The organism is Burkholderia sp. Bp9099, assembly GCF_003857805.1.
In the GTDB taxonomy this organism is placed as follows: domain Bacteria; phylum Pseudomonadota; class Gammaproteobacteria; order Burkholderiales; family Burkholderiaceae; genus Burkholderia.
Window position 1 is genome coordinate 16,445 of record NZ_QTPU01000011.1, and the last position, 11,585, is coordinate 28,029.

Sequence of the window (11,585 nt, forward strand, 5' to 3'; positions counted from 1 at the left end):
TCGGAGTAGATCGTGATGCGAAGAACACGAGGCGCGCTGGAGTCCGGATTCGCGCGCCTCTGTCAAGCTGGAGCCTGAGGTCAGGCGCGATTGACGGGCGGAACATGACGACGCACGATCATCAGGCAGATAAAGACCATCGACATCGCCCCACCAAGCATGCCCAGGTACGCGGACGCTCCCCCCTGCGTGATCACGAATGCCCCGGCGAACGCGCTGAGAATCGCTCCGAGCCGCCCGAATGCAAGCGCGGATGCGGTCCCGGTCGCGCGTATCTCGGTCGGGTAGACGTAGGCGCAAAGGGCATACATCGTCGACTGAACTGCATTCACGAAGAGGCCGTGCAAACCAATTCCGAACACAAGCAACGTCGTGTGGGCAGAGACGTCGATACCGCGCAGGAAAAGCGCGCTCGCGGATGCCATCAGGCAGCACACGAGCAAAGGCCAGCGTGACCCGAACCGGCCGATTGCCACTGCGCAGCCCAGTGCGCCGATGACGCCCCCCAGGTTGTAGGCGGTCAGGCCCGAACCTGCCACCGAAGGGCTGAGCCCCTCGCCTGCAAGCATCGTCGGCAGCCAGCTGAATGCGCTGTAGACCGCGATCAGGTTCATGAAGAAAGCGATCCAGATTGCAATCGTGTCACGGCCTTGATCGTCCGCGAACAGAGCACGAAAGCCCGGACGCGGTATCGCTTTCTGTTCCTTCTGATCGGCGAACACGGCGTCCGGCTGAATCGAGCGGGACATGCGGGTCAGCAGGTGACGCAGTTCGTTCCAGCGTTCGTCATGGCGGACAAGATAACGGGGCGATTCCGGCATGGCGAGATACAGCAGGAACGCCAGTGCCACGGGAAGCGTGCCGCCGATGAGAAAAAGTCCCCGCCAGCCATAGTGAGGAAGCACGACGCTCGCGAACAGTCCCGCAAGCATGCCCCCCAGCGGTACGCACACGATGGTTGCGGTGACTGCGAGCGTCCGCCGGCGAGCCGGCGTAAATTCCGCCGTCATGGTCGTCGCGCTTGGCAGCGCACCACCGATACCCAGTCCCGCGAAGAAGCGCAGGATTGCAATGGTCATGACGTCAGGCGATAGCGCAATCGAACTCGTCGCCAGGCCAAATACCAGCACGCTTCCAATAATGGCCCAGCGCCGACCGAACCTGTCCGCGAAAAGGCCGGCGAACGCGCTACCGATACCCATGCCTACGAGGCCGGCAGCAACGGCGGGCGCAAATGCGTTGCGCGTAATGCCCCATTCCTTGATCAAGCTGGGAATCGCGAACCCGATGAGTTGCCCATCGAAGCCATCCATCACGATCGCGAACGCGGCGAGAAAGACGACCATTCGCTGAAACGCCGAGAACGGTCCGTCATCAAGGGTGCGGCCTATGTCTACGATCGGCAGACCGGGATTACGATCGTTCATTTCGCCCCCCGACCAGAGCAGTGAAGCCTGAATCGCCGGCCTGGGTAATCCGTGTTCCGACGTGATGGCCCGACTCCAACTGGGTGCGATCGAGCGACCACTCAAAATTGACAATAGGCATTGCAGTCTCCTTAAGCCGATCGCTCGTCGTTACAGGAGCGAAGGCTACTCACCGGTACAGGGTTGTTGTTTTGTTCGCGCCCACGATCCAGCGGCGCGTCTCGTCCGTCGCGAACAAGACGCGCCCCGACCGTGGCAACCATCAGAACGGATAGTGACGAGCCGTCGTTTGCACGGTGATCCAGCGCAAATCGGTAAATTCCGCGATTCCCGCCTTGCCGCCGAAGTGCCCGAAACCACTGGACTTCATCCCGCCAAACGGCATTTGCGCCTCGTCGTGAACCGTCGGCCCATTGACGTGGCAAAGCCCGGACTCGATACGCTTCGCTACCGTCAACGCACGCGCGACGTCACGGCTGAAGACTGCCGCCGACAGACCATATTCGTTGTCGTTCGCGCATGCGATGGCCGCTTCGTCTCCCTCGACGCGGACGATCGCCTTGACCGGCCCGAACGACTCCTCCCGGTAGATACGCATGTCGGCCGTGACGTGATCGAGCAGCGTGGCCGGCATGAGCGTGGTCTCGGATTTTCCTCCGCAGACCAACGTCGCACCTTTCGCCAGCGCGTCGTCGATCAGGTCGTTGCACTTCCTGACGGTCGCCATGTCTACAACGGAGCCGAGTACGGCCGGGCCCTTTCTCGGATCGCCAAGCGGCAGGCTCTTCGCCTTTTCGGCCAGGCGCGCGACGAATTCGTCGGCGATGTTCGTGTCGACGACGATGCGTTCGGTGGACATGCAGATCTGACCGGAATTTGCGAACGCCCCGAATGCCGCGCCTTGAACCGCAGCGTCGATATCGGCATCGTGAAGAACAAGAAACGGAGCCTTTCCGCCGAGCTCGAGTACCGAGGGCTTCAGAAACTTCGCGCACTGGGTGGCGATGATGCGGCCGACGCGGGTCGAGCCCGTGAAGTTCACCCGTCTGACCGCGGGCTCGGCAATGAGCGCTTCGACAATGGCGCCGGCATTCGCCGGCGCATTCGTGACGAAGTTCACGACGCCGCGCGGCAGCCCGGCGTCCTGCAACGCCTCGATGATGAGGCCGTGGGTCGCGGGGCAAATTTCCGAACCCTTGAGCACGACGGTATTGCCGCAAGCCAGCGGCAACGCGATGGCACGCACGCCGAGGATGACGGGCGCGTTCCACGGTGCGATCCCGAGCACGACGCCGGCGGCCTGCCGAACCCCGAGCGCGAGATTGCCGGGCACGTCCGACGGAATCACTTCGCCCGAAATCTGCGTGATCATCGCAGCAGCTTCGCGCAATCCGTCGGCCGCAAGCTTGACGTTGAAATCGGCCCACAGGCGGGACGCGCCCGTTTCGGTTGCCATTGCCAGCGCGAAAGCGTCGCGCTTTTCTTCGAGCGCATCTGCGGCTCGATTCAGCAATGCGCGTCGCTCGCCGGGTCCCATCGCCGACCAAGCGGGAAAAGCGGCGGCGGCAGCGTGCACCGCGGCCTGTGCATCGGCGACGGTCGCGGCGGGTGCGGTCGATGCAACCGTGCCATCGAGCGGATTGCGGCGCTCGAATGTCGCCCCATCGCGAGCCATCGTGCGCTCGCCGTTGATCAACATCGATACCTGATTCATAGCCGTCTCCTGGAATATGTTTGAAAAGCCAGCCTGTCGAACCAACGACGCGCGGTCAGGCCACGACAATTTCTACAAGGCGCGTTTTGCCCGAAGACAAAGCGTCTTCCAGCGCGGACTTCAGCGACGGCGCGTCGCTCACTCGCACCCCTTCGCAACCCATGCTGTTGGCCAGAGAAACGAAATCCAGCCCCGCGAGGTCGGTGCCCTGTACCGGATCCGACGCGGAGAAGCCAAAGACGGGCGCAAATTCCTGCAAGGCGGCGTAGCGGGCGTTATTCAGGATGACAAAGGTGATCGGGAGATCGAGTTGGACCGCGCTATAGATCGCTTGGGGCGAATACATCGTCGAGCCGTCACCGATGAGGCCGATCACGCGGCTGCCGGGTTTGCCCAACGCCACGCCCACCGCGGCGGGCATGCCGTAGCCCAGACCGCCGCTTGCCATCGTGTAAAACGTCTGACTGCGCGTGAACGGCAGATAACGCTGCATGACGGGCCGCGAACTTGGCGCCTCCTCGACCACGATATCCGCTGCGTCGCGCACCTCGGAGAGCGTCTGCAACGCATACGCGACCGACATGACCGCCGTGGGCTCGGCTCGCTCGACGACCTCGCGAGGTGCCGGCAACGGCCGGCCACGCGGCGCCGGACGGGCGAGCAGGTCCGACAGCCCCAGGCGAACGTTCGCCACCACCGACGTGCCGACCGGGGTCCACGCCGCGGTAGCCGGATCGTCGATCAATTGGTACAACGCCGCGCCATCAGGCACATGCGGCCCACTGCCTTCGACGTGATACGCAAAAGCCGGCGCCCCGATGACGAAGATCAAGTCATGCCCATCCAGAATCCGAACGATTTTTTCGCGCATCGCCGGAAGGAATCCGGCGAAAAGTCGGTGATCTTCAGGGAAGCTGCAGCGTGACGACATCGGCGCGACATAAACCCGCGCATTGTGGCGCTCGGCGAGCTGGATGGCCTCGCTCCAGGCGTCGGCACGATCGAGTTCCGCGCCGACGACGATGGCCGGCCGTTTGCAGTTGTCCAGCGCGTCACCGATCTCCGCGATCGATGCCGGATCGGGGCGGAACCGGGTGCTGACCCGTGTCGCCTCGACGAGGTCGGCCGGCTGATCCCAGTCGTCGACCGGAATGGAAACGAACACCGGGCCACGCGGCTCCTGCATCGCCACGTGGTAAGCACGGGCGAGCGCAAGCGGAACATCCGCGGCACGAGCCGGTTCGATGCTCCACTTCACATAGGGCCGCGGCAACTCGGTTGCTTGCGATGCCGACAGAAACGGATCGAACGGCAGAATTGAACGGGCCTGCTGGCCGGCAGTAATGATCAGCGGCGTCCGGTTCCTGAAAGCCGTGAATATGTTGCCCATCGCGTTGCCGACACCGGCCGCCGAATGCAGATTGACCAGAGCGGCATTGCCGCTGGCCTGGGCATATCCATCCGCCATACCGACGACGACGGCTTCCTGCAATCCCAGCACGTACCGGAAGTCCTCCGGGAAGTCGCGGAACATGGGCAGCTCGGTCGAGCCGGGATTGGCAAACACCGACGTCATTCCGAGGCGCCGCATCAAGTCCACGACGGCATCGCGAACGGTCGGCTGCCCACTTGTGTTTCGTTGCATCTCGAGTCCTCTGCGGTTCGCCACTCAGGCTGGCGGTGATTGGATGAGCCGCAGTATGGGATTCGATGCATTGTTTGAAAATTGCCAAAATTGCTCAAAGTCATTACTTTCTGGCATGGGTCAATCGGGCTGCCGGATGCGTCCATTCCGCCCGGAAGCCTTGCGGGTCAAGGCCGTACGCCGTCATCGCCGGCTCTGCGGCGGCCGCGGTGAGCGGCCATGGCGATCCCGTTCAGGGAAGACACCTAGTACCGGACAACTCGGGACCTTGTTCGATTCATTTAGCCCCTTTCAACCGCCGAGCGGCCGTCGCGGCTGAAACAAGCGGCAGCGTGACGCTGATCGACGCGGCGATGACAACTGCGCCGGCGCACGCTCGCGTGTCCCGCGCCGGCTTCACCCGGGCGGGCCGCCTACGCGTCGGTCCAGGCGCCGGTGCCCTGCCGATACTGGATCACGCCGCTGTTGAACCGCACCTGCAGGTTGCCGTCCGGCAACTGCACCCAGGTCGTCATGTCGAGGCCCTGCATCAGCCCTGCGAAGAAATCCCGCCGGCGAAACGGCATTGTCGTTCGCCGCGCTGTTCGGCCGCCTCGACATGCTGCCGGTGCTCGTCGGCCGTGGCGCGAACCCGGATCACGTCGATGCGCTCGGCCGCACCGCACTGCAGAACGCCATCCTGCAAGGCAACGACGCCGCGGTTGCGGCGCTCGAAAAGGTGGGCGCGACGCCGAATGCCGATGTGACGTTGCGAGCGAGGCCGTGACCGCTCGAGCTTGCCCTCGAGGTTGACTGCCTGTCGATCGTCATGCGGCACAAGGTCACGAAGGCACACGTTCCGGCCTTAACACCGGAGCCGGCTTGCCGGCGCGTCGGTCATGCCGCTGATCGTCGCGCCTCGCGCCCTTCCCGCCGGCCCTCACGCGCGCTGGCACAGCCATCCGGAAGCCGCCATCGTCTCGACATTGCTCACGTTCGTCATGCTGATTTCGAACAGATCGCGGCCGGGCATCACCGGTATCTGCACGGTCATCCCGCAGCGGTCGTCGGCCAGCGGCTTCAACAACTGGTAATTGAAGTGGGCGCCGCCGCTGGTGCTGTAAGCGAACAGGACATAGCCCGGCAACGCGTCGAGGCTGCCGAGCGACACCCGCAGCTTGCCGCCCGAGAACACCGACTGCGCCGATTCGTTGATCACGTTCCACGACGTGTTCACACGCGCCTGCCAGGCGGCGCCGAGCTGCGGCAGCACCGGCAATTGCTGTGCATACGGCGTGACGCGGAACACATAGCCCGAGCCGTCGACCACACGCTTGGTCAGATACCGATTGCTCACCGCGTTGCCCGCGTCGTCCGTGCCCGGCAGGATATCGAACCGGTACGACACGGTATCGCCGTCGCTCCACCACCAGCCGTCGCTGCGATACACGTACGGCGCGCTGTTCGAGCCGGCGTCCGTCCACGCCGTGCCGTTCCATTGCGTCAACGCCAGGCTGCCGTCCGCGTTCACGACGACCTGCATCGGCGCCGATTCGTTGCCGTAGACGCCGCCGACGGCGGAAACGTCCGGCGACGCAGCCGCCGGCGGTGCAGCGACATTCACCTTCGCGGGGGCCCCGGCGATGCTGCCGTCTTCCTGCAACGCCTGCAGCAGGATCGCGGGCGCGATGCCGGCCGCGTCATAGCCGGTGCTGCCGGTGATCATCAGCGCCATTTGCGCCGCCGGCAGCACGTAGAAATGGCTTGAAAAGAACTGCGTGCCGCCGCTCTTGTACGCGCCGGCGGCGCCGGCCGCGCGCAGGACCGGATCGTCGACGTCGTCCCAGCCGAGACCATAGGCATACGAGTAACCGAGCCGGGTCGACTTGATCTGCCACCGGTCGGTCTGGTCCGTCAGCATGTCGGCGATTCCGGCAGCCGACGCGATGCGCCGCCCCTGGAACACGCCGTTGCCGATGAACAGTTGCGCGAGGTTCATCATGTCGAGCGGCGTCGTCGACAGGCCGCCGGTGGCGTACGGATTCGCGAATTCCTGCCCGTACTGGATGCCGTTCGCGTACGCCAGCGCGAACTGGCCGCTCGTCGGCACGCTGGTCAGGAAGCCGGAATTCGTCATGTTCAGCGGCGCGAGAATGTCGCGCTGAACGAAATCGGCGAAGCTCAGCCCGGTGACTGCCGCGACCACCAGCTCGAAGATCGTGAAACCGTCGTTGCAGTACACCGCGAACTGGCCCGGCGCATGATTCAGGTGTTCGTTGGCGAGCACCTTTTGCGCGGTCGCCGCATAGCCCGGAATCGGCGCATACGAGAACATGTCGTCGACGTTCTGGCCGGGCAGCCCGGACGAATGCGACAGCAGATGACGCGACGTGATCTGCGCATACTGCGGCGACAGCATGGTGAACGACGGCACGTACCGTACGATCGGCGCGTCGAGGTCGATCAGCCCGCGATCCTGCAGGATCACGCCGGCCAGCGCCGCGATCACTTTGGATACCGAACCGATGTTGTAGCGCGTCGTCGGCGTGGCGGCGACCGCCGGGTTGATCGACGCATTCCCGAACGCCTGCGCCCACACGACCTGATTGCCCTTGAGCAACGCGACCGAGATGCCCGCGAGGTTCCGCGGATGGGCATCGAGCGCGGCCTGGATCGTTTGCCGCCCCGCCGCGATGGTCGCGTCGTAGGTCGACCGCTGAATCGTATCCGCGCCGCCGCACCCGGGCAGCATCGCGGACAACAACCCCGCGCCCGCGTATTCGAGGAATTGCCGGCGGCCGGCGCTGGATGGCGCCGCATCGTGGCGCCGGTCGTGTGGATCGCGTGTGTGAGCCATATCGCCTTCTCAGGAAACCTGCTGTGCGGCACGCCGCGCATCGCGCGTCGTCAGGGAACTGCCGTCGGGACTCCAGCCGGGCGGCCGGATCAGGTACTGGATCGCGGTGTGCAGGCTGTCGGCTTTCGCGAGGTCGCGCGCGATATTGCGCCACTCGTAGAACGCGATCCTGAACGGATTGTCGGTGCCGATGCTCGACGTCAGCCCGTAGTGCGGCGTGAATCGCTCGGGCGTGTACGAGCGGAACAGCCGATCCCAGATCATCGTGGTGCCGGCGTAGTTGGTATCGAGGTAGTCGAAATCGCTGCCGTGATGGACTCGATGCTGCGACGGCGTGTTCAGCAGCGCTTCGAACCAGCGCGGCATCTTGCCGATCGCTTCGGTGTGGATCCAGAACTGGTAGATCAGGCTCACCGACTGCATGAACAGGATCATCTTCGGATGGAACCCGACCCACGGCATCCACGCCCAGAACAGGAACGATCCGGTGATCGTGCCCGTGCACGTCTGGCGCAGCGATACCGACAGGTTGTATTGTTCCGACGAATGGTGGACCGAATGCGACGCCCAGAACCAGCGCACCTCGTGACTCAGGCGGTGGAACCAGTAGTAGCTGAAATCGTCCGCGAAGAAGCACAGCACCCACGCCCACCAGACGTTCGTCGGGATCGTGAAGAGCCGGTGCGCGTACACCCAGCTCAGTACCGCCAGCACCAGCCCGCCGGTCAGCACGCTGGCGACGAATGCGCCGGCCGCGAGCGCGAGGTTCGCCAGCGTGTCGCGGGTCCGGTACAGCGACCGGCCGAGCACCGCCGCGAGTACGATTTCCACGGCGATCAGCACCGCGAAGGCCGGGAACGCGGCCACCATGATATTGGGCAGATTGTCCATCACCGTTGCGCTCCAGGCAGGCGGGGGCGAGGCCGCGCCATGACCGTTCAAGGATTCGACCGCGAGAGGCCGGTCGGCTCATGCGCAAGGCGAGCGCGATTCAGGGTGCAGGCACGGCACCCTGTCGCGTTGCTTTCAGAAAGGACGACGCCTGGAACAGGATCGGCCGCACTGCGACCGATCCTGTTCCGCGGCATCAGGCCGTGCCGGCGCCGTGCCGATTCGATCGGACGTGCGGCCTGAACCGTGGGCTGGTCTCCCCGGCTGTCCTGCCTTCTTCGCTACCCCGCGCGACTGTTTTTTACGATTGCCAGCAGGTGCGAAGGTACTGCACCCGTTTCGTTTGGGAAATACCGCAGATGCAGTAGTGCCGTCGCCGCTGCGCCGGCCGCGCCGGCTGCCGTCGCGAACGCGTCGCATTCGCGTGCGGGTGCCGAGCGCGCGCGGTGCGATGACATCGCGGCGCCGTCACGCCGGCGCGTCGATCAAGGTCTGCATTTCCTGCGGGTCGAGCGGCTTGTGCATCACGCTGAAGCCGCTCGACGAAGCGGCATGGATGCCCTCGGGCGACGTATCGCCGGTAATGATGATGGCCGGAATCTCGCGTCCGATGACGCGGAACACCCCGTGGACGACATCGGCGCCGGTCACGTGCCCCGCCAGCCTGAAGTCCGTCACGATCATGTCCAGTTCGGCGCGCCGCGGCGCGGCAAGCTCGATCGCACGCTCCAGCGATGGCGCAGCGATCACGGTATGCCCCCAGGTCTGGAGCAGCGTCTGCATGCCGGCGAGCACGTCGCGGTCGTCGTCGACGACGAGGATGGTCTTGCGCGCCTGCCCGCGCCCTGCGCCCGCACGCTCGCCCGACGGGTGCGCGCCGGTGGCGTGCGACGGGGCATGGTCGGCCATGGCCAGCCGCACCGAGAACAGCGAGCCGCGGCCCGCGGTCGAACACACCCGCACGCTCGCATCGATCAGCGCCGCCGTGCGCTGCACGATGGCGAGCCCGAGGCCCAGCCCCTGCTCGCGGTCCCGCGCCGCGTTGCCGATCTGGTAGAACTCCCGAAAGATGTGCGGCAGTTGATCGCCCGCGATGCCGATGCCGGTATCGAAGACCTGGATCTCGACGTCGGTGCCGCGCCGCCGGCAGGCCAGCAGGATGCCGCCGCGCTGCGTATAGCGCACGGCATTCGACAGCAGGTTCGACAGGATCGTGTGCAGCAGCACCGCATCGGTTTCCAGCCAGATCGCGGTCGGCCGGATCCTGAGCGTCACCCCCTTGGCCAGCGCGGCCTGACGAAACTGGCTGTCCAGCGCGTCGAGCGCCTGCTGCAGCGCGAAGCGGCGCGGCTCGACATCGATCACGCCCGCGTCGAGCCGGGAAATGTCCAGCAACACGTTCAGCAATTGCGACATGCCTTTCAACGCGGTGCGGAGCCGTTCGGCGATGTCGTCGAGAGCGGTTCCGTCGACGCTCGGCGCGCGCGCCATCGCCCGCAGCGTCGCGATGTAGAGGCCGAGCGCATGCGTCGGCTGACGCAGGTCGTGGCTGGCGGCGGCCAGGAATTGCGATTTGCTTCGATTGGCGAGTTCGGCGCGCTCCTTCTCCTGCGTCAGTTGCCGGATCAGGTCGACGTTCTCGAAGCGCAGCGACACGGCATCGCGCACGGTACGCTGCAGCGTCCGGCTGAAGGCGAGATTGACCGCGAGCAGGAACAACGACAGGAAGCCCAGCACCGAAAACAGCGCGCTGCCGTACGCGAACGAGCGGATCGCGAACGGCAGCACCGTCGGCAACGCATAAGCCACGTAGGTCGGCCACCACGACGAGAGCGACGCTACCGAGCCGCCGGTCATGCCGGCCAGCACGATGCAGATCAGCGCGGTCACGATCGTGTTGTCCGGCGAAAAGAACAGCACGCCCATGGCGCCCCACAGGCAGCCGGACACGCCCGCGAACACCATGTATTTCCGCGCGCGGCGCGTGGCCGTCCCGGCAGGATGTTCGCCCGCGCGGCGATCCCGCCAGACCATGACGGTACGGATCGCGGTCAGCACGCAGATCGCCGCGGCCCATGCGAGCAGCGCATGCCGCGACACCTCGTTCCACAACAGAAAGGTGGTCAGGCTGACGACGGCGATGTTGCCGAACAGGATCGGCGGAGACTGTCGGTACAGCGTATTGACCAGTTCCAGCTGCACGTCGGCACGGTATTCTTGCGCTATCCTGTTTGCCATTTCAAAATCGCGTAGCGGATCCGGCGTTGAACGGAGCGGGCGTCGATCTCGCCCGCCGCGTGACACGTCGCAACGGGGTTGCATCGTATTGTCGCAAAGGAACGAGCTTCCGGGTGCGCCGGGAGAAGGCGAAAGAAAAATGAAAAAAATCGTGCTTGCCGAAGATCACGCCATCATTCGCGACGGGCTGAAGTTGCTGCTGAAGACGCGAGCGAACTGGACCGTCGTGGGGGAGACCGGCGACGGCCGGATGGTCGGTCAGTTGGTGTGCGATACGCAGGCCGATTTGCTGTTGCTCGATCTCGATCTACCCGGCTTCCCCGGCATCGAACTGGCGAAGCAAGTCAAGGCGCAATCGCCGCAGACCAGGATCCTGGTCGTCACGGGCAATCAGAACCCGGCCACGGTCCGGGCGGCCGTGGCGATCGGCGTCGACGGCTACATGCTCAAGCACGAAGACGGCGACGAGCTGCTGCGTGCCGTCGCGCTGGTGCTGTCGGGCATCCGCTATGTCAGCGACTCGCTCGCCCATGTCCTCGAGCACACCGCCGCCGCCGTGCCGCCCGTGACGGCCCGGGAGAAGGAAATCCTCGTGCTGATCGCCAACGGGCACTCGAGCAAGGACATCGCCATCAAGCTGAATCTCAGCGTGCTAACGGTACGCAAGCATCGACAGAACCTGATGTCGAAACTGGCGCTGCACAACGTCGCCGAAGTGATCGCGTATGCGCTGCGCGACGGCCTGACCGTGCTGCCGCGGTCCGACGATGTCGGCGCGGAGGCAATCCTGCGCTGACGCGCGGGCCGGCGACGACGACGCATGCATGCGCGTCG

At 65.0% G+C, this 11,585-nt stretch carries 8 protein-coding genes and 1 pseudogene; 2 read left to right on the forward strand and 7 right to left on the reverse strand.

Translation table 11 applies throughout. The features are described from left to right. Positions 1-80 precede the first annotated feature (80 nt). The 4 genes from DIE17_RS14160 to DIE17_RS37430 form a co-directional block, all read right to left on the reverse strand. The gene (locus DIE17_RS14160; RefSeq protein WP_124666836.1) at positions 81-1,427 is read right to left on the reverse strand and encodes an MFS transporter; all 1,347 of its coding nucleotides are present in this window, start codon (positions 1,425-1,427) and stop codon (positions 81-83) included. Positions 1,428-1,689: 262 nt separating this feature from the next. Continuing rightward, positions 1,690-3,141, reverse strand: a complete 1,452-nt coding sequence (locus DIE17_RS14165; protein ID WP_124666835.1) for an aldehyde dehydrogenase — start codon at positions 3,139-3,141, stop codon at positions 1,690-1,692. Between the two features lie 55 nt (positions 3,142-3,196). Next, positions 3,197-4,786, reverse strand: a complete 1,590-nt coding sequence (gene mdlC / locus DIE17_RS14170) for a benzoylformate decarboxylase (RefSeq protein WP_124666834.1) — start codon at positions 4,784-4,786, stop codon at positions 3,197-3,199. Between the two features lie 413 nt (positions 4,787-5,199). Continuing rightward, entirely contained in the window at positions 5,200-5,352 is a 153-nt protein-coding gene (locus DIE17_RS37430) for a hypothetical protein (protein ID WP_185733768.1), read from the reverse strand. Here DIE17_RS37430 and DIE17_RS14175 point away from each other — a divergent pair. Beyond that, positions 5,331-5,552 (forward strand): annotated as a pseudogene (locus DIE17_RS14175) (ankyrin repeat domain-containing protein); the annotation flags it as partial. The gene DIE17_RS37430 and the pseudogene DIE17_RS14175 overlap by 22 nt on opposite strands. 153 nt (positions 5,553-5,705) lie before the next feature. On the opposite strand, the gene DIE17_RS14180 reads toward DIE17_RS14175, so the two are convergent. The 3 genes from DIE17_RS14180 to DIE17_RS14190 form a co-directional block, all read right to left on the reverse strand. Further along, a complete protein-coding gene (locus tag DIE17_RS14180; RefSeq protein ID WP_124921057.1) occupies positions 5,706-7,622 on the reverse strand; it encodes a serine hydrolase domain-containing protein in 1,917 nt (638 codons plus the stop codon). A gap of 9 nt (positions 7,623-7,631) precedes the next feature. Next, a complete protein-coding gene (locus DIE17_RS14185) occupies positions 7,632-8,513 on the reverse strand; it encodes a sterol desaturase family protein (RefSeq protein WP_124921058.1) in 882 nt (293 codons plus the stop codon). A gap of 468 nt (positions 8,514-8,981) precedes the next feature. Then, a complete protein-coding gene (locus DIE17_RS14190) occupies positions 8,982-10,751 on the reverse strand; it encodes a hybrid sensor histidine kinase/response regulator (protein WP_124921059.1) in 1,770 nt (589 codons plus the stop codon). Positions 10,752-10,890: 139 nt separating this feature from the next. On the opposite strand from DIE17_RS14190, the gene DIE17_RS14195 reads away from it, so the two are divergent. After that, positions 10,891-11,547 carry a response regulator transcription factor gene (locus DIE17_RS14195; protein ID WP_124666830.1) on the forward strand — a complete coding sequence of 219 codons (657 nt, stop codon included), beginning with the start codon at positions 10,891-10,893 and terminating at the stop codon, positions 11,545-11,547. Positions 11,548-11,585 lie beyond the last annotated feature (38 nt).